At 52.0% G+C, this 21990-nt stretch carries 18 protein-coding genes; 8 read left to right on the forward strand and 10 right to left on the reverse strand.

Annotation, left to right across the window (positions count from 1 at the left end):
* Nucleotides 1–118: 118 nt before the first annotated feature.
* Complete coding sequence (gene licT, locus ACPXSQ_RS04160; protein WP_014593490.1) at nucleotides 119–973, reverse strand: BglG family transcription antiterminator LicT; 855 nt, start codon at nucleotides 971–973, stop codon at nucleotides 119–121.
* A 354-nt stretch (nucleotides 974–1327) separates the two neighbouring features.
* Complete coding sequence (locus tag ACPXSQ_RS04165; protein WP_026020934.1) at nucleotides 1328–2227, reverse strand: LysR substrate-binding domain-containing protein; 900 nt, start codon at nucleotides 2225–2227, stop codon at nucleotides 1328–1330.
* Nucleotides 2228–2326: 99 nt separating this feature from the next.
* Between ACPXSQ_RS04165 and ACPXSQ_RS04170 the strand changes: the two genes are divergently transcribed.
* The 4 genes from ACPXSQ_RS04170 to ACPXSQ_RS04185 all read left to right on the forward strand — a co-directional run bounded on the left by ACPXSQ_RS04170 (nucleotide 2327) and on the right by ACPXSQ_RS04185 (nucleotide 8516).
* Complete coding sequence (locus ACPXSQ_RS04170) at nucleotides 2327–3892, forward strand: NADH-quinone oxidoreductase subunit L (RefSeq protein ID WP_019105063.1); 1566 nt, start codon at nucleotides 2327–2329, stop codon at nucleotides 3890–3892.
* Nucleotides 3893–3921: 29 nt separating this feature from the next.
* Nucleotides 3922–6459, forward strand: coding sequence for a YbcC family protein (locus ACPXSQ_RS04175; protein ID WP_426142881.1), 2538 nt, complete (start codon nucleotides 3922–3924; stop codon nucleotides 6457–6459).
* 609 nt (nucleotides 6460–7068) lie between these two features.
* Nucleotides 7069–8187, forward strand: coding sequence for an alkene reductase (locus tag ACPXSQ_RS04180; protein WP_088900462.1), 1119 nt, complete (start codon nucleotides 7069–7071; stop codon nucleotides 8185–8187).
* A gap of 14 nt (nucleotides 8188–8201) precedes the next feature.
* The gene (locus ACPXSQ_RS04185) at nucleotides 8202–8516 is read left to right on the forward strand and encodes an ArsR/SmtB family transcription factor (RefSeq protein ID WP_014606072.1); all 315 of its coding nucleotides are present in this window, start codon (nucleotides 8202–8204) and stop codon (nucleotides 8514–8516) included.
* 200 nt (nucleotides 8517–8716) lie between these two features.
* On the opposite strand, the gene ACPXSQ_RS04190 is transcribed toward ACPXSQ_RS04185, so the two are convergent.
* Nucleotides 8717–9043 (reverse strand): GNAT family N-acetyltransferase, encoded by a 327-nt coding sequence (locus ACPXSQ_RS04190; protein ID WP_426142885.1) that lies wholly within the window; start codon nucleotides 9041–9043, stop codon nucleotides 8717–8719.
* A gap of 178 nt (nucleotides 9044–9221) precedes the next feature.
* On the opposite strand from ACPXSQ_RS04190, the gene ACPXSQ_RS04195 reads away from it, so the two are divergent.
* Entirely contained in the window at nucleotides 9222–9503 is a 282-nt protein-coding gene (locus ACPXSQ_RS04195; protein WP_234033896.1) for a hypothetical protein, read from the forward strand.
* Between the two features lie 176 nt (nucleotides 9504–9679).
* On the opposite strand, the gene ACPXSQ_RS04200 is transcribed toward ACPXSQ_RS04195, so the two are convergent.
* Nucleotides 9680–10063 (reverse strand): SecDF P1 head subdomain-containing protein, encoded by a 384-nt coding sequence (locus ACPXSQ_RS04200; protein ID WP_426142889.1) that lies wholly within the window; start codon nucleotides 10061–10063, stop codon nucleotides 9680–9682.
* 189 nt (nucleotides 10064–10252) lie between these two features.
* Nucleotides 10253–10765 carry a GNAT family N-acetyltransferase gene (locus ACPXSQ_RS04205; protein ID WP_116219671.1) on the reverse strand — a complete coding sequence of 171 codons (513 nt, stop codon included), beginning with the start codon at nucleotides 10763–10765 and terminating at the stop codon, nucleotides 10253–10255.
* Nucleotides 10766–10828: 63 nt separating this feature from the next.
* On the opposite strand from ACPXSQ_RS04205, the gene ACPXSQ_RS04210 reads away from it, so the two are divergent.
* A complete protein-coding gene (locus tag ACPXSQ_RS04210; RefSeq protein ID WP_031283916.1) occupies nucleotides 10829–11407 on the forward strand; it encodes an XRE family transcriptional regulator in 579 nt (192 codons plus the stop codon).
* A 398-nt stretch (nucleotides 11408–11805) separates the two neighbouring features.
* Here ACPXSQ_RS04210 and ACPXSQ_RS04215 read toward each other — a convergent pair whose 3' ends face one another.
* Nucleotides 11806–13080, reverse strand: coding sequence for an MFS transporter (locus tag ACPXSQ_RS04215; RefSeq protein WP_426142893.1), 1275 nt, complete (start codon nucleotides 13078–13080; stop codon nucleotides 11806–11808).
* Nucleotides 13055–14125: an amidohydrolase family protein gene (locus ACPXSQ_RS04220; protein WP_013025464.1), complete on the reverse strand. Its 1071-nt coding sequence runs from the start codon at nucleotides 14123–14125 to the stop codon at nucleotides 13055–13057. Before ACPXSQ_RS04220 ends, ACPXSQ_RS04215 begins: the two co-directional genes overlap by 26 nt.
* A 732-nt stretch (nucleotides 14126–14857) precedes the next feature.
* Between ACPXSQ_RS04220 and ACPXSQ_RS04225 the strand changes: the two genes are divergently transcribed.
* Complete coding sequence (locus ACPXSQ_RS04225; RefSeq protein ID WP_013025465.1) at nucleotides 14858–15553, forward strand: DJ-1/PfpI family protein; 696 nt, start codon at nucleotides 14858–14860, stop codon at nucleotides 15551–15553.
* Between the two features lie 236 nt (nucleotides 15554–15789).
* Here ACPXSQ_RS04225 and ACPXSQ_RS04230 read toward each other — a convergent pair whose 3' ends face one another.
* From ACPXSQ_RS04230 to ACPXSQ_RS04240, 3 genes are all read right to left on the reverse strand, one after another.
* Nucleotides 15790–16683 carry a dihydrodipicolinate synthase family protein gene (locus tag ACPXSQ_RS04230; protein ID WP_019105372.1) on the reverse strand — a complete coding sequence of 298 codons (894 nt, stop codon included), beginning with the start codon at nucleotides 16681–16683 and terminating at the stop codon, nucleotides 15790–15792.
* A 778-nt stretch (nucleotides 16684–17461) separates the two neighbouring features.
* Nucleotides 17462–19636, reverse strand: a complete 2175-nt coding sequence (gene fhuA, locus ACPXSQ_RS04235) for a ferrichrome porin FhuA (protein WP_105079508.1) — start codon at nucleotides 19634–19636, stop codon at nucleotides 17462–17464.
* Nucleotides 19637–20486: 850 nt separating this feature from the next.
* Nucleotides 20487–21335 carry an AraC family transcriptional regulator gene (locus ACPXSQ_RS04240; protein ID WP_014593501.1) on the reverse strand — a complete coding sequence of 283 codons (849 nt, stop codon included), beginning with the start codon at nucleotides 21333–21335 and terminating at the stop codon, nucleotides 20487–20489.
* A 215-nt stretch (nucleotides 21336–21550) separates the two neighbouring features.
* Between ACPXSQ_RS04240 and ACPXSQ_RS04245 the strand changes: the two genes are divergently transcribed.
* The gene (locus ACPXSQ_RS04245) at nucleotides 21551–21931 is read left to right on the forward strand and encodes a hypothetical protein (RefSeq protein WP_029569897.1); all 381 of its coding nucleotides are present in this window, start codon (nucleotides 21551–21553) and stop codon (nucleotides 21929–21931) included.
* The last annotated feature ends 59 nt before the right edge of the window (nucleotides 21932–21990 follow it).

Below are 21990 nucleotides of genomic sequence, written 5' to 3' on the forward strand. Positions count from 1 at the left end.
CCCTCCAGACTGAAGTCAATATGACGTCATCCACAATGACCGGCGTTAACCGGCTGGATCGTTTTCTGGGGTTTGCCTGATTGAACAGTGACAAGCCGGAACCTGTTTTTAATACTCTTTACGGGGGTAAAACGCTGGGCGTGCTGCGCTGCACAATATTCTCGATGTGTACTGTCAAATAGAGTTTTTCAGAATGACTCATGCTGTGGTGGTAATGCTTTTTGACAAATTCATTGATGGCCTCAACGCATTTGAGCGTGCGGGCGTAACGCTGCTGCGCCAGCGCAAAAAATTCCTCATCGTTGTTATTTAACACCTCGCCATCGATGACCCGCTGAGCAAAAAATTTCAGGTGCGTAATGAGGCGCTGATAATTCAGGCTGTGCTCATCCATTGACAGGGTAAAAAAGTATTTTACGATGTGCTGTAGCTGATAGAGGAGTTGGGTAATTTTCGCGGTTTTTCCCAGCGTATCGTGAAGCCCGGCGTTGACGATATGCAGCGCAATGCTACAGGCTTCGCTGTCCGGTAAGAGCATACCGGTTCGGGCCACCACCATGCCCAACGCCTGACGGCCAATCGCGTACTCGGCGGTATAAAAGTGGCGCACTTCCCACTCCAGCGGATTAGTAAGCGGCGCGTTATTTTTATGGCGTTGCAGCGCGAAGTGAAGATGGTCGGCCAGCGTCACATACAACCCTTCGCTTAATTTATGGTTTAGCTTTTCGCGCGCCAGGCTGACAATATCGGCGGTAAGCTGAAGAATATCGATGGGCACTTCACTGACCAGATCTTTAAAGCGCGCAGAGATCAACGAATCTTCCAGACGAAATATCTTTTCTGCTTCGCTGGGGTGAATACGGGCACCGTGGTGTGTATTAAATCCCAGGCCGCGACCGGTTAAAATAACTTCAAGGCCGTTATCATCAACGGCACTGACCACATTATTATTCAGAATTTGTCTGACCAGCATCGCTCACTCCTGAAACAACATCGGGCAAAACATAAATACAGCGTTGAAGGGAAATTCCCCCAGCCTGCATTCAGGTTTTGCCCGATAATCGGTAACAAGCGTGATGCCGTTTTATCCTGGCACCAGGAAAATTGATATTCAATACGAAATTGTGCAGCGGGTTATCCGGCGCGCCGATTTGTGATCCGCTTTACGAAAAGTAATACAGGAAACGGTTACGCAAGCGGGGAATCCCACTTCAAATACGCAGACACAGACAACTGCCAGCAGAGAAATACGATAAGACTGACCTGCCGATCGTGGCATTTGCCCGCTCTTTGCCCGTTAGCAGGCAAAGAGCGATAGCGGTGATGCTTAATCGTGCGCCGGGCGTTTTTGGCCCGTCAGAAGTTGTTCAAGCACGTCGATACGATGCCGTTGAGGCGTCGTAATGGCGTAGAAGCGCTCCTGCAGATCCGCAGACTGGCCGACGGTGACGAGCAATCCGCTACGCAGTTCATCCTGAACGACGACCTCGGGCAATACGGTGAGCCAGCCGCTGTCACGCGCGATCAGACGCAGCATCGCCATGTCATCGACTTCAGCGCGCACTCTGGGCCTTACGCCCGCTGTGGAACACAGCGCATCAAACTGCGCGCGCAAGGCATGGCGTGGGCCGGGCAGGGCAATCTCCACGCCATCCAAATCTTCCGGGATGCGCAGACTGCGCGATGCCCATTTGCTCGCCGGGCCGACCAAAGAGATGGACTGACTGCCCAGAAACACGAAGTGCAAAGGGCGATCGGTATCCACGGGAACGGTTTCATTGGCCAGCACCACATCGAGCTGATGTTGCATCAACCTGACCAGCAGGCCTTCCAGTAATCCGGACTCCAGCGTCAGCACCACACCAGGATCGGCAAGTGCAGGTCGAATCCAGTTTTCCTGATAGTTGCGCGACAGGGTTGCCACGCTGCCCACGCGTAGCCGTGTAACACCGGCAGACCGGCCTTTTAAGCGTCCCAACATCTCCTGACTGAGCCCAAAGATGTTATCGGCATAAGCCATGACCAACTGACCTGTGTCCGTCAGGATCAGGCGGCGGCCTTTACGGATTAACAAACTTTCTCCCAGCCGGTCCTCAAGCTGTCGGATTTGCACCGAAACGGCTGATTGTGAGGTCGCCAGCTCTTCGGCCGCCCGCGTCAGGTGCCCGAGCCTGGCGACTCGCCAAAAATAGAAAAGGTGATGAAAGTTCAGCTGATTAAGATTCATTTGTTCTGTTTTAGGTATCAATTTATTCAAATAAATATATTTTACAGAATAGTAACCGTCAAGGAACATAGGCTCAGTCACATTCATAAGGGCTATGCGATGAATATCCTTGAAGTTTTATACCTGGTTTGTTTTTTAGCACCTGCTGTTTTAATGGCGGGCTTAGCAGGGCTGACACGTTTAAGTGGGATGTCTACAACGGCGCTGTGGCGTGTGCTGCAGATTGTGTCATATGGCGCCATTGCCTTCGCAGGCGTGTCCCTCGCCGCGGGCACCAGCGGGGCGCAATGGCCTGGTTTAGTAAAAGCAACGACGTTTGGCCTGGTGCTGGCTTTGCTGGTACAACTGCTTGGCAAAGTCATCGCATCATTTTCTGTGCGTTACCTTGAAGGCGAAGCGAACCAGCGGCGCTACATTGGCGCACTGTCCGCTGTACTGGGTAGTGTTCATCTGCTCCTGCTGGCCGATAACTGGCTGCTACTCATTGCCGCCTGGGCCGCTGTAGGCCTGGCGCTACAGCAGCTGCTTTGCTTCTATCCCGATCGCCCCTTTGCCCTGTTTGCGGCACACAAAAAGTATATTGCTGACCGGATAGCAGACGTGATGTTGCTCGGCGCTTCCGCGCTGGCCTGGTGGGAAGTGGGCAGTTTCTCGCTGTCAGCTTTGTGGGCGCACATTGCCCAGCAGGGGGCGTCCGTGCCCTTGCAGGCGAGCGCCGTTTTGCTCGTGATGGCTGTTATTCTTCGCACGGCCTTGCTGCCGGTGCATGGCTGGTTGATACAGGTGATGGAAGCCCCGACGCCGGTATCTGCGCTCTTGCATGCAGGCGTCGTTAATCTTGGCGGCTTTGTCCTGATTCGCTTCGCCCCGATGTTAGAACAGGCAGGCGCTGCGCGCGTGTTGTTACTGATTTTCGCGCTGACGACCGCTGTACTGGCAGGCATTGTCATGTTGACGCGCATCAGCGTAAAAGTACGGCTGGCCTGGTCCACCGTCGCGCAGATGGGCTTCATGCTGCTTGAGTGCGCGCTTGGCCTTTACACCCTGGCAGCTCTGCATCTCATTGGCCATTCGCTCTACAAAGCCCATGCTTTCCTGTCCGCTTCAGAAAGCGTAAGACAAACTCGCCAGCAGACGCTGCACCGGACCTCGTTGCCCGGCACCGTGAGTGTGATGCTCGCCCCAGTGCTGGCGATTTCAGCGGTGTTTCTGGTGTTGAGGCTGGCAGATCTGGCCGCCTGGCCCTGGTGGTGGAGCGGGGTGTTGGGCATGGCGTGGGCGCCCTTGCTGTGGTTGCCTGATGCGCAAGACGACGGCGCTTCACCTGCCTCACAGCTTCTTTTCGGGCTCTTCACTGTTATCGGCCTGTCGATGATTGCCCTGTTTCTGCATGCGCTGCCGCTCGGCCTGCAGGATGCCCCCGATGAACGTCTGGGCCTGATCGCGCTGACAGGAATGGCGGCCTTGTATCTGTGCCAGGTGTTGCTGCAAAAGCAGCCACAACGCCTGTCGCGCTGGCGTCGCTGGAGCTACGCGGGGTTTTACCTGGACGAAGCCTATACGCGCCTGACGCTGCTCCTGTGGCCAACGACCTGGGCATCCGGCAATGCCACGCCCGTTAAACCTGAAATGCCTGATGCACCTGTTGCTGACAGGCCGCGCTGAATAACACTGACAACCCGGAGCGTTTCCTGATGGATACACTGACCAACAAAGAGAAATCCGTGTCGGCGAGCCTGACGCAATCCGCACGCAATACAGATTCACGGCAGTCCGCCATTGAGCAAGCTTGCCACCGCGCCTGCCAGGCGATTGCACCGGCATGGCCACTGGATCGCGCCATCGCTGTCAATCCTCATTGGGCGCGTATTGGCATGCCGGTGCGCAGGGTGGCCGCGCGCATGGCTGCGCTCGGCGGTATTCAGGTTTTCCCACCGCGCGATCGGCAGATGCAGGCCTGGCGTGAGGGGCGTATTAGCGTTGCCGATCTCACCCAGGCGCTGCACCAGCTACCCGAGGCGCAAGCGGCCGGCCTGACGGTTGAACAGTGCACGCAGGCGCTGCAAGCAGGTAGCCTGCAAGTACAGTTACCGCTGCTGATCGATGTGCTTGACAACGATCCCCATCACCACAAAAGGTTATCCTGGCGGCAAGCCATCACGCATCAGGTTAGCCAAACCTGTGCGGCTTACTTCGACGAACATCAGGCGAGCTGGCAGCCTGAGCGTCATCAGGGCTTATATGCCTTCTGGCTCGACACGCTGAAGCACGACCATGGCATTGGTCTGTTAATGGGCTTACCGAACATCAGGCAGGCTATCAAGACGTTACCAGATAACGCCATGGACGCTGGAGGCTGGGTCATTGAGCGGCTTGGCCTGCCTGAAACCGTGTGGGCAGATTATCTGGAGTCGGTGCTGCTTACCGTTAATGGCTGGGCCTCCTGGTGCGCGTATCTCGGCTGGCAGGCGGGGTTGGCGGGCGGTAAGGATGCGCACCTGCGTGAGTTACTGGCTATTCGTCTGGCCTGGGGCATCATCCTTTTAGAATGCAAAGATGATGCCGCCACCCGGCAAGCATTTGCTTCCCTTCAGCAGGCCTGGGCTCAGGCTCCTCACGTGCTGGAGGAGACCGAATACGCGCTGCGGGTTGACGAAGTGTGGCAGCTGGCGCTGGAGATTGGCTATCAGCGTGAGTTGGCGCATCGGCTGGCCACGGCTAAGGGGCAGAATGTGAACGCTGAGGCGATCGAAGTCCAGGCCGCTTTCTGCATCGATGTTCGCAGTGAACCGTTGCGCCGCGCCCTGGAGGCCGCGAGTCCTGGCGTTCAGACGCTCGGCTGTGCGGGGTTCTTCGGCCTTCCGGTTGCGTACACGCCTCTTGCTACCCAAGCCCGGCGCCCCCAGTTACCCGGCTTACTTGCGCCTTCCATCGACGTCAACGACCGAATTGTGAGCGCGAATTCGACGCCATCCCGGGCCGATACAGCGCTGCAAAACGCAGCCAGCAGATCGCGTCAGGCCCGATTTGCCATGGCCGATCAGTGGAATGCCGTTAGCCACTGGCCCGGTGCCGCCTTCTCCTTTGTGGAAGCGGTCGGACTGGGCTACTCCGTCAAGCTGGTGAAGGGGTTACTGCCGGGCAAAAAAGCACGTGCCAGGGACGATCTGGCTGGCCTGGCTGCGCGTTACCGCGCGATCTGCCGTCCACAGTTGGTTGGGCTGAATACAGAGGCTAAAGTTAAGCTGGCGGCGGGAGTTCTTCATGCCATGGGCCTGGCGCAACGTCTGGCTCCGACAGTGCTCCTTGTCGGTCATGGCAGCCAGTCAGCTAACAATGCTCACGCAGCGGCACTGGACTGTGGTGCCTGCTGTGGCCAGACCGGCGAAGTGAATGCGCGCAGCCTGGCCCAGTTGCTCAATGAACCGGCGGTTCGCCAGGGGCTGAAGTTACAAGGCGTGGACGTTCCTGATTCAACGGCGTTCGTGGCTGCGCTGCACAACACGACCACCGATGAAATCGAGTGGTTCGATCTCGACCTGCTGCCCCAGGCGGCGCGTGCACGCTGTGAGAGGATACAACCGATTTTTCATCAAGCCTGCGATCAGGTACGCCGTGAGCGAGCGCCCGGTCTGCAACTGGACCCGCAAGCACGTGAGGATGTGTTACTGGGTCAGTTACGCCGTCGCGCTAACGACGGCGCGCAAACCCGACCTGAATGGGGACTCGCGGGCAACGCTGCCTTTCTGATCGCGTCGCGTCACCGTAGCCGCGGCGTAGTACTGAGCGGGCGCAGTTTTCTGCATGATTACGACGCCAGTCAGGATGTTGACGGTAGCCTGCTGGAGGGCTTAATGACCGCTCCGATGCTGGTTACACACTGGATCAACTGGCAGTATCACGCATCCACTTGCGATCCGCAGCGACTGGGCAGCGGCAACAAGGTGCTGCATAACGTGGTGGGTGGACGCCTCGGCGTCTTTGAGGGCAACGGCGGCGATCTGCGCATCGGCTTGTCACGCCAGTCGCTCCACGACGGCGAGCACTGGATGCACGAGCCGCTGCGCCTGACAGTGGTTATCGACGCACCGCAAACGGCCATTGAAGCGGTAATCGGAAAGCATGAGGTCATCCGGCAACTGCTGGATAACGGCTGGCTCCATCTGTGGCGCTTTGAGGCGGCAGGTTTGGCGCGCTATGCGCGCGGATGCTGGCTCGCGTTGGACCTGTAGCGTACCTGAGGTCGTATTCGCCCCGAGCCGTTTGCGCGAAATCGAGCGGCTGCCTGTTCAGGGCAGCCTCTGCAAATGGCTGTTACCGCCCCTGAAGATAACGGATGCCGTGCCGGTACACATCTTCAGCCACTGCCGATGTACGGGGGATGACAAACGGCCCCAATGCTCTGTCGTGTTTGAGACGCGCAATCCAGGCTTGCTGACCTTCTGCCCCAGATAGGAATTTTACCGAAAAATACAGGCTGCTGGATTAAGTCGCCCGGCAGAGATCAACCGCGCCCTGCAACGCTGCGTGAGTGCGGGATAATCAGCATCAGGGGGCGCAATTTCTGTGGATGTCGTAGATACCAACGCATCGGCGATCACTTCGCACCAGGCGCAACGCCTGCGCCGCACGACATCAGCTTAAGAATGCGCGCGGGATCGTGTTCGCTGTGCGCGAGGAGGAGACATCCACCGTTTTCCTGATGCGGATAGCGGTTTTGTTGGCGTCTTCACTGACGCATTAACAGGGAGCAGGGCGGTATGACCGCACAAATTACACATTTACAAATTTAAATGTGTAAATATAATGTTGTCTTTCTTTCTTCTCACAGGATAATTGTTATGTCGTCTCTCTTCGCGCCCCTGACGCTGGGTGATCTCAGCTTGCGTAACCGTATTGCGCTCCCACCGCTAACCCGTTGCCGCAGTGAGCAGCCGGGCAACGTACCCGGCACAATGATGGTGGACTACTATCGCCAGCGTGCCAGTGCGGGATTTATGGTAACCGAAGGGACGCAAATTGAGCCACGCGGACAGGGATATGCCTGGACACCTGGCATTCACAGCGAAGCACAAATCGCGGGTTGGCGAAAAGTAACCGACGCCGTTCATGCAGAAGGTGGGATCCTCTTTTGCCAACTTTGGCACGTTGGTCGCGTATCGCACAATGAACTGCAGCCCGGAAAGCAGCCACCTGTTGCACCTTCAGCCGTTGCCGCCAGCGGCGTACGGGTGTTTATCGAAACCGGGCCTGGTGCCGGTATTCTGACGGAACCCAGCATGCCGCGCGAGTTAACCACATCGGAAGTGAAAGCGATTGTGGCGATGTACCGTACGGCGGCGGAGAATGCTAAAAAAGCGGGCTTTGACGGTATCGAACTGCATGCCGCCAATGGTTATCTGATCAATCAGTTTATTTCTGAACATACTAACTTCCGCACCGATGAATATGGCGGTTCGCTTGATAACCGCCTGCGCTTCCTGCGTGAAGTTACCGAGGCCGTGAGTTCGGTGTTTGGCAGTCATCGTGTCGGCGTGCGTTTCGCGCCTCTGTTCTCAAGCACAGAGGAAGAGCGCGTTTATCTGGGGCTGGTGGAGAGCGATCCGCAGGCTACCTACCTCCGTGCGGCCCAGATGCTGAACGCATTCGAAACGGGATATCTCTCCATCGCCGAAGCTGACTGGGACAACAGCCCGGATATGCCTGAAGATTTTCGCAAAGCGCTTCGCGAAGCCTTCCGTTCGCCCATTATGTATTCGGGCCGTTACACCAAAGAAAAAGCCGAGCGCATGCTGGAAAAGGGATGGGGAGATCTGTTTGGCTTCGGGCGCACGTTTATCGCTAACCCCGATTTACCGGCGCGTTTCAAAATGGGCTATCCGCTGAACGACGTCGATAGCGCCTCACTGTATGGTGGAAGCCAGAAAGGCTATACTGACTATCCTTTTTATTCTGCTTGAGGTTTGAAGACGGCATGACACCCGAAAATGCCATTAAATTACTGGCCAACCCGACACGGGTTGCGGTGCTCAAATGGCTTAAAAGCCCTGACGAAGCCTTTGCTGATTATTCTCAGCTCTATCCCTTCGATCAGTACGGTGTCTGTGCCAGTCTTATTCAGGACAAAGCGGGCCTTTCACAGCCCGCTACCTCACTGTGTCTTAAAGCGCTGCATGATGCCGGTCTGCTTGAGGCCAGTAAGGTAGGCAAATGGACCTACTATCGCCGACGCGAACAGGCGGTATGCGAGATGAATGAGGCGATCATCAGGTCTCTCCAGCAGCTGTAGGCGGCTTCTCAAAGAGGAATGACCCTCTTAAAGCAGTGCATCAGACATTAAAATCACCCGCATATGCGCACCTTCGCTTGCGGCGCAACGCTCACAGACTCGTGGAGAAACGCTCACAAAGCGCCCACAGTAGACTGGATGGATGCCGGAAGAGCAGGGGATACAGGCCGTTAACGTTTAATGTATGGTCAGATAAAACGTTAACCGTCCCGCGATATTTCCTGTCGCTTTAAGGCCGCGTCCGGGCAGGGCAGGCTGAGAACCATCACCGTAACAGATTCACCCGCTACGAGACGTTGTTCACGTTCTTTCCAGCCTAAATTCCGGTAAAGCGCCTGCTTGTCAGGCGTATAGAGCCAGAGTTCAGGAATATTTCTTTCAGTAGCTAATTCAACGATGCGTTTTATTAATGCAGAGCCTATCCCCTTGCCACGATGCGTAGAATGGGGAATCACTTCGCCTGACCAGTAGATGCGCTCAAGGTTATCTCCAGGTTCATAACATATAAGGCGACCAGCTCCCAGCAAACTAACATAATACGATGTAAGTAAGTTACCCTCCAGGCACGGAGGGGACCGCCTAAAGCGTCGCGAGGTCCGCTATGAGCGAAAAGCGGACATAGTGTAAGTTTATACTCATAAAGCTATTAGTAAATTTATACGCTAATTACTAACTTGAATGAACGCGAATTCAAAGAGTGTAAAGATGAAAAAAGAACCCAAGTGTCTATTCGCAAAAGTTCGACAACCTTGTGATTATCGTCCAAACGTAACGGCTATCGTGCTGTTTGGATTAAAGGTCATGGGAGATGATGAAACGGTTTATCTTGAGATCCGCTTTATCGATTACGACAGCTTGCAGGTTGAGGGCGACCATATGATGTTTTCACTTGAAGAGGCCCTTAAGTTTGCTCTTATTGATTATGGTATTGAGGAGTTGGACTGGCGCGAAATGAGCCAGCAGGAAATAAATCGGATTGAATGGTAGCCAGTGACCTGCTCCCCATAAATTAACATATCTCAATATTATCAATGTCGGCCTTTGTCACAGAGCGGACAGGCTGACTGAGCTTGAGGTCCGCTATGAGCGAGGAGCGGACATTGTATTTATGAATGACTTTTACATTGCCAAATAATTTATGATTACTTGCCGCTTTTTTCTGGTTAATCACGAACACTTTCATAATCATTAAGTATTTGCATCAACAGTGTTCTTGGTATGTTTTTTGTGGATATTCTGAAACCGGTGCTCAGGCGCGAGGCAATCATAGCGGAAGTAACTTTATTATCATCGTAGGCGATGGTCATATGCTTTCCGATATTCTGCCGGGTCATGTCCGACAACCTTTTGCCACATTCATCGGAAAATCTAAAGATTAAATTCTCTGCACCTGTCTCATCCTTCTCTACATAATCAATTGACTTTACACATCCAGAGTCAAAAGAAGTTTTCTCATTCCCGACCGAAAAAACCAAATTCCCTTTTGCTGCAGTCGATGTCAATGGCACAAGCACCGCGAGTAACAACACCTCAAACTTGATTTGCATCTTCTTCTCCTTTTGTTTGTTGGTTAACCAACTTCCCATAAATTAACATATCTCAACGTTATCAACGTCCGCATTTGGCACAGAGCGGGCATTGGTCATGCTGTGTCAAATAACGGGGAGCAGGTCAGCCATCGCCGGCACGTCCTTGTGTCTCTGATTACTACTACTCTGGCGTTCTGAGAATATTCACTATAAAGGGTGTTCCCGTGTATCCAGGCGTAGCTGAAAAAACGTTAGATCCAGCCAGCGGCCAAACTTTGTACCCACCTCTGACATTTTGCCAACCTCTGTGAAGCCGAGCTTTTTGTGAAGCGATATGGATGCGACGTTTTCAGATTCAATGCCAGCTACCATGACATGTTTACCCTGAACGGCAGCCCGCCTGATCAGTTCCTCCATCAGAGCTTTACCTGCTCCACGTCCCCGGGCTCTTTTGTGCACATATACGGAATGCTCAACGGTGTGGCGATAACCGTCCCACGGACGCCAGTCACCATATGAGGCATATCCCAGTACGGAATCGTCCACGTCAACAAAGACAATGACGGGAAATCCTGCCTCACAGCGGTCTCTCATCCACTTTATTCGATTAAGAAAATCGACCTTGTTGTCATTCCAGATAGCCGTGGTATTGAGCACTGCGTCATTATAAATCTCAGCAATGGTTTCAGCATCGCGTTCTGTTGCAGTACGAATTTGCATAGTAGACACCCCGCCTTTCATTTACTAAAGTAGACTAACCGTACACTATCTTATTTATCTATTATGCTAGATGATTTGTCCAGTAAAGAAGATGACTTAAACGTTCGTATTGGCCTGAAGGTGAAGTTTGAAAGAGAAAGACGGGGCTGGTCCCTGACCGATTTTGCCGAAAATTCAGGTGTATCACGGGCGATGATTCATAAAATCGAGCGTGGTGAAAGCAGCCCGACAGCAACCCTGCTTGCGAGACTTTCTGGCGCTTTCGATATGTCTATGTCCCAGCTGCTTGCTGAAACGGAAGCTCGCACCGGTATGCTTGTCAGATATGAAGATCAGGCCGTATGGCAGGACCCTGAAACAGGCTACATTCGTCGCCATGCTTCACCGGGTCAGATACCTGTAGACCTGGTCAGCATTGAGCTTCCTGCAAATACTGCCGTGCCTATGCCAGCTATCTCGTATCTTTCACGACGTCAGCTCATCTGGGTCATTGAGGGTAAGCTGACATTTATTGAGGGCAGCACAACATTTGAGATGTCACCGGGTGATTGTCTTGAGCTGGGCGATCCTGCTGACTGTATCTTCAAAAATGATACCGGTGACCTTTGCCGCTATGCCGTAGTAGTTCTCAAGCCATCCTGATTACGTGCATATTAACTAATTATTTAAGAGTTAACGGAAAGTTACTCAGGCGAAGATTCTCCTGCGTGACTGCATTTTTTACAGGTCAATCTTATAACCGTTCAGGTGATAGTCAGGTCTTTTCCTGGCACCTAAAAGTTAGGTTCAGGCGATGTCCGCTTCTGGCACAAAGCGGGCATCATTTTCAGCAAGAAAAGTAAAAAGCAAAAGCCAGATTAACGCTCTTCCGACAGCCGGCCTGTGGCAGCAAGAGTCGCACGTCATTAGGGTGATGAATTGATCGGAAGCGGTGGACCCGGAAAGAGGGTTAGCATTGTACTGACCATCGGATGTCTCTCCGCGCCACTGAATAAAGCACGACCAAAACAGCCGTGCCTTATCAGGCTAAAGGAAAAGGGCTATTGCAGCTTAATGCCTTTCGTTTCGGGTGCCATCCACACTACAACTATCGCGGCGATAAAGGCCACAACGGTAGTCGCCAGCCCTGCGGTAAATCCTCCTATGCTGGCAACATAGCCAATGAGTAGCGGCGCAATAAACCCACCTAAGCGACCGCCGTTATAAGCCAGACCCATTAAAAAGCCGCGTGACTGTGTGTCGCCAATCATTTCGGCAAGGAACGGCCCAGAGCCGGCAAAGATGCCGTTTACACCAAACCCCGCCATAAAGATGGCGGCCATCAGAATCAATGGCTGAGTTGTCGCCAGATACAGGCCGACTGCCACAGCGCCGATAAACAGGTAGATCAAAAACATGGGTCTGCGTCCCCATTTATCTGCCAGGAGTGAAAACACAAGGAAGCCGGCAATCGCACCTGCTTGTAAGGCCAGTACAAATTTCAGGCTGTGCAGGAAATCAAGATGCTTCACTTCACGAAGATAGGTGGGCGTCCAGGTGAAAACCCCCCAGAACAGATACTGAATGAAAAAGATAAAGGTAAAGGCCAGTAACAGTCCTTTGAGGTTTGTTTTGCCCGACCGCGCCGTTTGGGTCGGTCTGTGAATCCGTTCCCGCTGGCGTGCCAGCCACACTGGCGATTCAGGCGTGATATACGCAATGACCATCATGATAAAAACCGGCAAGGCGCCAATCATGAAAAGGTATCGCCAGCCGCCGTTTTCCAGTTTGCCTGCCATCGCCGTGACCAGTGCCGTCAGCCCAATCGCTAAAATGGCCCCCACCGGCAGTCCCATTTGCATCAGTGCACCACCTCGGGCACGGCGTTCAGGACGCCATGTTTCGGCGATGAGTGCTGCGCCAGAGGTCCACATCCCACCCATTCCCAGTGCCCCGCAAAATCGCAACAAAACAAAGGTTTGTTGATGATGAGAAAAGGCCAGGAGTCCTGAGAAAAGCGAATAGATCGTAATACAAATGAAAGCGGTTCTGACCCGTCCGATTTTGTCGGCGACCATCCCGAACAGAATGCCGCCAATGATCTGTCCGCCAGCCGTGGTGCTGATAAACAGACCCAGTTCAGTTTTGCTGACAGCAAACACCACGCCAAGCACAGGCAATAAAAGCGATAGCAAAAATGAGTCATAGCTTTCAAAAGCCCACCCGAGCCCACCCAGCGCGAGCGTTCGTTTTTCTGCCGATGTTTGAGAGAGTGTCAGGTTGGCTTCATTCTGTTCCAGTGGATGAGCCTCATGCGGTCTTGATTTGATATTCATCAGCATTCTCCAGGGAAGATAAGCGATAGCTTAACGCTGCGGTGCGCCAGAAAAGATGTGCTTTTTCCTCGACGGACGCGTGCTCCGCCAACCGTTTGCAGGCGTTCCAGAAAACGCCATAGCTGAACATGCCTTTGTCGACCGGAAAATTGCTTGCAAACATACAGCGCCTGACGCCGAACGTTTCGACCAACGTTTCAAACAGTGGCCGCCAGGCGAGACACAGCGCCCGCGAGTCTGGCGGTGTGGCGCTTTGTGCGAAGGGAAAGCCCATGACAGTCATACCAAAGCCGCTGATCTTCATGCTCACGTTTGGCCGTTCAGCCAGAGCGGTAATGGATTTTTGCCACGCCTGAAAGGCGGTATCCCTTTTGCTGGCATAAGGCCCCGTGCCGAGCGGCCCGCCGCAGTGGTCCACAATGATGTGAAGATCGGGCAACGCATCTGCCAGCGCAATAATGTCATCAAGCTGGGTGTGGTAAACCCAGACATCCAGCGAAAGTCCGTTCCGGACAAGGCAGGCTGCGCCTTTGCGAAATGCGGTAGTGGTGGCAAGGCCAGCAGGGGGGGTGACAGGGCTTGATACAACGCGAGGATCACTGTGCCAGGCAAGCGGATTACGCAGCCCTCGTAAACGTCCACCAGAGCGCGCCATCATGAGTTCAATGACGGGTTGCAGGTCATCCTCTGCCAGCAAACTGACACCACCCACTATCGCTTCACAGCCTGATGCCTTGCCATAGTGGCCACTGTCAAACATAGCGGCAGCGCCGCTCGCGAACTCAACCTCACCGACTGGCCTGAAGGTTTCTGGTCCGTTACGGCGCAGCATGGAACGGCACTGCACATAAACCGTCGACAGAACCCGGTGTCCGGACTGCTCAATATCGTGGCTGAAATCAGGAACCAGATAACGTCCTGACTGGCGATCCCATAAGTGATGATGAGCATCGACTATCGCCAGATCGGGCATCAACGCTTTTTCGTGATGCAGTGCCAGCCAGTTTTCTCTGACAGGCAAATGCGGTGCATTAACTGTCTCCATCGCTTCCCCTTATGCTTTTTAACCGCGTCTGTTCTGACGTTGCTCACAGGGCTCAGAAGCCAGGCTGAATGCAACTCAGGGTTTACAGGGTAAAACTGTGTTTTACAGAATGAATCGACTATAAAGTCATTTCCTGAGGGCAAGCCAGTAAAAAGAGAATGTTAATCGTGTAAATAAGGTGTTAATCACAAATAGCCTTTATTAACACCAAAGTTGCGTTTCAGAGGGAACATCCAGGTGCAAACTGTACGCATCAATCAGTAGAACATGGGCGAAAAGCGGACGTTGGCCATTCATATATCTATGATTTTTACGTTGACTTGCTTAGATGGATACCATTAATTCAGAGACTAATTGGCATGCTCTGAGGTTGCATATGTTGATTTATAACGTTTTTGGGCGGCCTTTTCGCCGCGCTGCTTCAGCGTGGCCAGCAGCTCGAAGGTATGGGGGGCTACCTGGCCTGCACCCCAATAATCACAGCAATGCTGAAATATCAATGTCTGCTCCTGGCACAAAGCGACTATGCGTAGGTGATGTCTGCGATGAGCGAGAATCGGATGTTTTACCCATAAATCATCCTGACGTTTGGGCGGGTCATAAATTGCTTAACGCTACGATAATAAAGCTGGGTTAAACATGACATCCATTCGGCGAGCGTCTGTTTTTTACGCAACGATTGCCTTTGGTGAAGGAAAAGCCATTATATCTTTTTAGGTTAAAGGATTTTCTATGCGTGATTCTGCAAGCAAATCAATCGGGTTGCTCCTGTTCCCAGCGCTTACTCAGCTTGATCTTACCGCGCCATATGAAGTTTTCGTCAGGGCACCCAATACAAAGGTTCATCTCATCTGGAAAAACCTGGACCTTGTTGTTTCCGATCGTGGTATGGCTATACAGCCAACGACCACTTTTAACACATGCCCACAACTGGATGTAATTTGTATCCCCGGAGGGCCTGGTCAGATAAACCTAATGGATGATGAAGACGTTCTTTCATTTATCCGTTTCCAAAGTGAAGAAGCAAAGCTGGTGACTTCTGTATGCACTGGTTCGCTGATTCTGGGCGCAGCAGGACTTCTGGATGGATATAAAGCAACGACGCACTGGGCTTCTCTGGACCAACTCGCTCTGTTAGGTGCGGAGCCGGTTAATGAGCGCGTCGTCCGTGACCGTAACCGTATAACCGGCGCAGGTGTCACTTCAGGTATAGATTTTGCGCTCACCGTTGTATCAGAAATGCACGGGAGCAGTATTGCTGAAAATATTCAACTGCATATGGAATATGATCCCGCACCGCCGTTTACCTGTGGCTCGCCCCGAACTGCATCTGAAGAGCAGTTAAAAAAGGCGCGGGAACAAACAGCGCCATTTATTGAAAAGAGGCGACAGGCGACGTTAAAAGCCGCAGCCAGACTACAGAAATAAGGCTTAGCGAAAGAGGGGCCTTTTTCGACTTTCACTCCCCGCGCCTGGCACAAACCGGACATGTCCATCAGGCAACGCTCGCTTTAAACCGGGCAGCGGACAACGCGATCTCACGCTCTGCACGAGTGCTTGAAACATGCCCGGCCCACGGCGCTCATGATGATAAGGCGCATTATTAAGATTATGCTCCAGCCAGATATGTTGAGGATCGGCGGATAACCGATCCTGTTGGCGCGTTATTTAAGATCCAGATCTGCAATCACACCTGCGACATCGGCAATATCTTCTTTCGACAACGGCAGCAGGGGACGAGGCAGACAGTCTGGATCGGTAAGCCCGAGTATGCCTGCTGCAGCGGCGATTACACGGATGCTTCCCCCATGTTTACGAAACAGCGCCCATAAAGGTTCCAGACGGGTAGTGAAGGCAGTCACGCGTTCATGGTCGTTAACTGCGGCGGCCTGCGTAATTTGTTTGGCGGTTTCCGGAAACAGACCACCGCAAACGGAATACCAGACTTCACAACCGGCATTTAATCCCAGCCCGGCGCTGGCGTCACCGCTGATGCCAATGGTCATGCCAGGACGAAGATGTTGTCGTAATGCATTGACCCGTTCAGCCGCACCAACGGGATTATCCGGTACGCCTGGAATTTTAACTGAGCGAATGCCCTTCAGTGACGACAGCTGCCCGTGCAGTTCATCTGTGAACGTGAAATGCGTGGTCCGTGGGTTGTCATAAACACAAACCGGGACTGAAACATGTCGGGTAACCGTCTCATAAAACGCATAAACCTCTTCATTACGCAGTGGCTGGTAGCTCATCGCCGGAAGCAGCAACGCATCAGCGCCTGCAGACTGCGCATCTTCAGCCAGTTGCAGGACGGCATCGGTGCTCATTGCACCCACGCAAACCATCATGGGGATTTGCCCGGCAATCTGACGGGCGAGCGTTGCGACGCGTTTACGCTGTTCCCTGCTCAAATAGGCATAGCTGCCGGTTGAACCCAGAATACCCAACGAATCGACACCGGCTGCCGTCAGGCGAGCCAGAATCTTAGTCAATCCCTCTTCATCGACACCACGCGCCGTGACAGGTGTTAACGGGAAAGCAGACAAACCGGTAAACATTCAGTTTCTCCAGAGCAGAGTTGAAGGCGTTATTCGCCGATGAGGGTGACGTGACACTGCAGCCGGGCCCCATTTCTTCAGGCCTTCGGTCAGCATCGTTCCCGCGTCATGAAGCTGCTCAGGTGGCATCTGAGGCAGACTTTCCAGAATAAACCACATGTGTTCAGCTTCAACGCTTAAGCGCGTTCTGGTTCCCTGCCGCCCGTTGCAGCGACGGCTGGTTAATCGACATTATCGCACCAGACGACTTTACCAGGCGAAGGATATTCCACCGTCAGACCCCTTATTTAAGGGTATCAAAGGGGTTATCGTCACTCTGCAGAACGCCATTCCGGCTTGCTTATGCTGGCTAAAGTCTGGGACAGCAAGATTCCAAGGGTGATGCCTTCACTCATCACATAAGCCCTGGAATGAGCTGCTGAGCGTTATAAGATATCAACATGGATTCGGGGAGGTGAAAGGATCAGTCACACCTAATTTACTGTAGCGACAGACATTCGGATTTATTTCTGTGCTCCTCAATCTCCCTGGCAATGCGGCTTAAATGAAAATACGAACAGCGTGGTCAGACAACATTTTCCCTCAGGCACTTGTTTACCGGGTTACCGCCAGTAAAGCGTTTATGGCGTCGCCCGGCCGCTCGACGAGAGGCCGGGAAATCCGCCATACCCTGAATCACCCGCAGAGCGATTCAATTAATGTGTTGCATCCATCGGTGGAACTCGCAGGATAAAAGCCAGTCTGATTCTGGGAAACATTCATTTCAGGACGTGCATTATCAGAACCTGAGCGTAGCCGTTGCCGTAATTTGTCGCTCCGCGCCGTAAAAACACGCCGTCGTGGCGTAACAGCCTGCGACGTAGTTCTTATCAAAAAGATTGTTAACATTTAAGCCAATTGATGAACCCGGCAGATTGAACCTGCTCAGATCGTACTGGATGACGGCATTCCAGATCGTGTAGGGCTTCACTTTAAAGGAGTTAGCGTTATCACCTTCCGTCGACCCGACATAGCGACTTCCCAGCCCTAACGTCAATCCGCTTAACGCCGTTTCATGAAAAGTGTAGTTTCCCCATAATGCCGCCATATTTTTAGGGATCTCAGCTGGGCGATTACCTTCGTATGAGGTGTCTTTGGTATATTCAGCATCCGTGTAGGAATAGCTGCCGATAATATCCACATTTTCTGTCAGTGCTGCTTTCGTCTCCAGTTCTATGCCTCTGGAGCGTAACTCGCCATTTTGCACTGAATATAAAATATGCTCAGGATCTGACGTCAGATTTTTATCTTTTGTTATCTGGAACAGCGATAAGGTGGCGGAAATCAATTTACCGTCAGGTATATATTTGATTCCGGCTTCATACTGTTTGGCGCGAGATGCCCGAAACATTTTCCCTGTATAATCCGCTCCTGCTGTTGGCAGGAAGGATTCACTGTAGCTAATGAAAGGTGAAAGACCATTATCAAACAGGTAGTTCAGACCTCCTCGCCATGTAAATTCATTATCGTCCTGTTTGGAGGCGGAATTGTTATTAAGGCGATTGACGCTGTCTGCTTCAGACCAGTCATAACGACCACCCAATGTTAATAGCCAGTGATTCCATTCAGCCTGATCCTGCAAATAGAGGCCAGTCTGTTCAAGACGATCGACCTGACTCCTGTAACCGAAATATTGTACAGCGGTATTACCATACACAGGATTAACCAGGTTCAGACTGGATGCCAGACCGAGCGCCTGCCAGACATCATTCCGTGTGCGCCGGTAATCTATGCCCATAAGCAGGGTATGGTCTGTGTTACCTGTAGAAAATTTATTTTGCACCTGAGTATCCATCGCGAAGCTCGATAAATGCTCTTTGGCCGCAAGTGCACCCCGGGTTAAAAAAGAAGGATCAAACGGAGAAACACTGCTTCCATAGATGGTTCGGTAATCCATATCTACCGTTCCGTAGCGCAAGTTCTGACGCACAGTCCAGTTGTCATTAATTTGATGCTCAAAGGTATAACCGACTAACTTCTGCTTACGGGAAATTTTGTTATAACCCGGTTCCCCATCATTAAAACTTGTGGGTAATTTTCCACCCGCACCGCTGGTTACCGTGCCGTCTTTCGGTAAATAGCCAAACCATCCTATATTGGGTTCATCGAGGAAACTGCTTAAAAAAGTAAACTGAGTTTTGTCATCGGGGCGCCATGTGAATGAAGGCGCTAATGAATAACGCTTTGCTTTTTCACCCGTCTGTTGCTGGTCCTGATCGCTGGCTACACCTGTCAGGCGGTAGGTTAATTTCTCGTCATCATCAACCGCGCCGCCAAAATCAAAGCCCGTCTGGAAAAGATTATGGTTGCCAGTTTTAAACTGCACTTCGCGAATGGTCTGCGGCGTGGGGCGCTTACTGACCAGCGCGATAACACCGCCAGGCTCACTCAGACCATACAGAACAGATGCAGGGCCACGCAGCAATTCAGCACGTTCAAGCATGTAAGGATCGACCTGGAAGGAAGTAAAACTGTCGGCCTGAAGTTTGAGTCCGTCCAGATAAATATTATCCGAGATCTGGCTGAACCCCCGGATATTGACTGAATTAAAGCCGCTTACCGATCCCCGACTGTCAACCATCACATCTGCAGCGTAACGAAAAGCATCTTTCAGCGTCGGTGGGTCCAGCAAATCCATCTCTTCACGCGTAACAACGGTAATGGACTGAGGCGTTTTACGGAGTGGCGTGTCAGTTTTAGTCGCTGTCGCGCTTCGCTTTGCCACAACAGAGCCTACTGGCCCCCAGGCATTTTCTTCCGGGGGAGTCTTCCCCTCGCTTGTTACAGTGAGGGTATTCTGTTTAGTCGCAGCCACGGCGCTGTCTGCTGACAGTGCAGGGAATGACAGTGAACTCATTAATGCACTAAGCATTACTGCACAAGAACGTGGAATCAGAGCTCTTCGAACTTTCATGTCTGTATGTACTCGTCTAGGTTTAATAAAATACATTTCACTGAAACGAATAAGAGCCAGGTTGCTCACGATGTTTTTTTAAACATCAGTATGCTTTTCATAACGTTAAATCGTACCCGAATGGTCGTATCCACGCCTTCCATGACTTCGTTATCAGTCAATGCCACTTACCCTGCGCTGCAGTGAATTCAGCACCTGTTGCCGCTGCAGTACGCTGACTCCTGACATTTCAATTACATAAGACTCATGTAATTAAAAATAAAAATCATTCTCATTTAACAGCGAAAATCTTTTTTCCGATAGCGAAACACAGACATAAAATTTTTCATTTCAGCCAAAAGTTGCCTGTTTTCTTTACATCAGGGTAAAGACAGATTTAACGACAGAAAACGCGGCCGCACTCGGGCAATCGTTCCGGACAATTAAGGGATGAGTGCCTGTCAGACAGGCAGCTTAAAAGGGGGGAATATTAACGTTGCTGCAGAAAAGTCGGTTCTTTTACGCACTGTCGGTAAGGTAATGGCGCTGACAGTGCGAATCTTTTTCGTCTTACGTGCTGCCGGATGATAAGCAATACCCATCCAGGATCGTTCCCCTTAGGTGCTTCAACACTGTCTTGAATTGCGACGGGAGGTATGTTCAAAAAGAAGTCAGAGATGCTGCCGGAATGTTTCTTGGCATTATGGATTGTTATTGCCCGGTGTCTTCCGTCAGCGCCCGCCTCATACCGATAGCATCGCGAAGGGGATGACCGGTTAACGCAAGGCAGCGCTGTCAGTGCAGAAAGAAGGGTAACGGCTTTAGCGTCGACGAACAGAGCGTGCAATGGATGACGGATCCGGCAGTGCCTTTAATCCAAATAAATTTTGCCGGGCATAATGCCCGAAGCTCCGCCTGTTGCCTTCTCTGTTCTTTCAAAAAGGTAGCGAGCGGGCGGCTTGCCTACTGCTTTTCGAAACATGGTGATGAATCCGCTGGCGTTCTCATAGCCAAGTTCCAGCGCGACTGTCTGAACACTCTCCCCACGGGTTAGCCGTTGAAGTGAAAGGATGACATGTAACTGCCGACGCCAATGACCAAAACTCATTCCGATCTCCTGCAGCATCAGCCGGCTCATGGTTCTTTCACTCATACCGATGCGATGGGCCCATTCGCCCAAAGAGGATTTATCAGCAGGTTCGGCCAGTAGCTTTTCAGCAAGCTGTCGCAGCCTTCGATCGCGTGGCATTGGCAGATGCAGATCTTCTACTGGTGCCGCTGATAATTCATCAAGAAGGGTTGCTATCAAGCGGCTTTCCGGTCCCTCTGTCGGATAAAGCCGCGGTAAACCCGCAGCTTTAAGCAACAACTCGCGCAGGAGTGGGTTTACGGAGAGTGTACAGCAGGTTTTTGGAAGCGCGGGTATCGCCTCAGGTTCAATAAACAGACAGTAACATTCCGTATTTCCAGAACCCCGTGCTGAATGTGGCATGTTGCCCGGTATCCAGACTGCACATTGAGGTGGAACAATCCACATCCCCTCGTCGACCTCACAATTGAGCACACCACGGACTGAATAGAGCAATTGCGACTTACGATGTTGGTGTGTTTCATGTTCCCAGCCATTTGAAATCATGGATGCGCTCAGTGCAAAGATGGGGCGAGGGATACTGTCAATATCAGGCAAAGCAACAGCATTCAGAGAAGATAGCCGGGACATGTATTCAACCTTGGTTTTGAAAGCAGCATTTGGCAATTTTGAATAATATTATGACCAACATTCGCAATGCAGTCTAAAAGGGATTCAGATAATTTCATTTAACAGGGGTGGAGGTTGCCTGGTGCGTTGCGCGTCATGCTGCCGAAGCGGCCATTTTTCAGCGCTGCATCAGGAGAGCTGAAAATCTTAATCAACCGATTCACAGGATTATGACTATGCAAATTGACGATGCCGATTTTCCCGTTGTATGGATAAAAATGAATGCTCCTGGAAAGGATTCGGCTGCCCCCGCATTTAGTGAATTCGAAGCGTTACTGGCTCGCAAAACACCCTTCGTACTGCTTAGCGGTGAAGGCTTTACTGAAAGCAAACATGAGCATTCCGCCGATGAGATGAAGATGACAACCCGCTGGATGAAAGCGCATAAAAATGAATTAAAAACCTTTGTTAAAGCGTCAATCCTGATTGAGCCCAACACTGTAAAAAGGGCTGCAGCCAGACCTTTCGCCATTATTTATGAAAAATTTTGGGGCTATCCTTTATTGATAGCTGCTTCTAAAGAAGAGGCTTTAGCAACCGCAAAAACATTGCTTTAGGTAAAGCAGAAAAGTATCCCAGTAAAAGAGACCACGACGACAACATCGCTATCAAAGCA

It is taken from the genome of Pantoea sp. EEL5 (genome assembly GCF_049892805.1).
GTDB lineage: Bacteria > Pseudomonadota > Gammaproteobacteria > Enterobacterales > Enterobacteriaceae > Pantoea > Pantoea ananatis.

Excerpts from the sequence above, each read along its gene's own strand:
- ACPXSQ_RS04215 (WP_426142893.1), bottom strand. The coding sequence starts at position 13,080 with ATGAATATCAAATCAAGACCGCATGAGGCTCATCCACTGGAACAGAAT.
- ACPXSQ_RS04175 (WP_426142881.1), top strand. The coding sequence starts at position 3,922 with ATGGATACACTGACCAACAAAGAGAAATCCGTGTCGGCGAGCCTGACG.
- ACPXSQ_RS04170 (WP_019105063.1), top strand. The coding sequence starts at position 2,327 with ATGAATATCCTTGAAGTTTTATACCTGGTTTGTTTTTTAGCACCTGCT.
- ACPXSQ_RS04205 (WP_116219671.1), bottom strand. The coding sequence starts at position 10,765 with ATGCAAATTCGTACTGCAACAGAACGCGATGCTGAAACCATTGCTGAG.
- ACPXSQ_RS04185 (WP_014606072.1), top strand. The coding sequence starts at position 8,202 with ATGACACCCGAAAATGCCATTAAATTACTGGCCAACCCGACACGGGTT.
- ACPXSQ_RS04165 (WP_026020934.1), bottom strand. The coding sequence starts at position 2,227 with ATGAATCTTAATCAGCTGAACTTTCATCACCTTTTCTATTTTTGGCGA.
- licT (WP_014593490.1), bottom strand. The coding sequence starts at position 973 with ATGCTGGTCAGACAAATTCTGAATAATAATGTGGTCAGTGCCGTTGAT.
- fhuA (WP_105079508.1), bottom strand. The coding sequence starts at position 19,636 with ATGAAAGTTCGAAGAGCTCTGATTCCACGTTCTTGTGCAGTAATGCTT.
- ACPXSQ_RS04225 (WP_013025465.1), top strand. The coding sequence starts at position 14,858 with ATGCGTGATTCTGCAAGCAAATCAATCGGGTTGCTCCTGTTCCCAGCG.
- ACPXSQ_RS04195 (WP_234033896.1), top strand. The coding sequence starts at position 9,222 with ATGAAAAAAGAACCCAAGTGTCTATTCGCAAAAGTTCGACAACCTTGT.
- ACPXSQ_RS04220 (WP_013025464.1), bottom strand. The coding sequence starts at position 14,125 with ATGGAGACAGTTAATGCACCGCATTTGCCTGTCAGAGAAAACTGGCTG.
- ACPXSQ_RS04245 (WP_029569897.1), top strand. The coding sequence starts at position 21,551 with ATGCAAATTGACGATGCCGATTTTCCCGTTGTATGGATAAAAATGAAT.
- ACPXSQ_RS04230 (WP_019105372.1), bottom strand. The coding sequence starts at position 16,683 with ATGTTTACCGGTTTGTCTGCTTTCCCGTTAACACCTGTCACGGCGCGT.
- ACPXSQ_RS04240 (WP_014593501.1), bottom strand. The coding sequence starts at position 21,335 with ATGTCCCGGCTATCTTCTCTGAATGCTGTTGCTTTGCCTGATATTGAC.
- ACPXSQ_RS04200 (WP_426142889.1), bottom strand. The coding sequence starts at position 10,063 with ATGCAAATCAAGTTTGAGGTGTTGTTACTCGCGGTGCTTGTGCCATTG.
- ACPXSQ_RS04180 (WP_088900462.1), top strand. The coding sequence starts at position 7,069 with ATGTCGTCTCTCTTCGCGCCCCTGACGCTGGGTGATCTCAGCTTGCGT.
- ACPXSQ_RS04210 (WP_031283916.1), top strand. The coding sequence starts at position 10,829 with ATGCTAGATGATTTGTCCAGTAAAGAAGATGACTTAAACGTTCGTATT.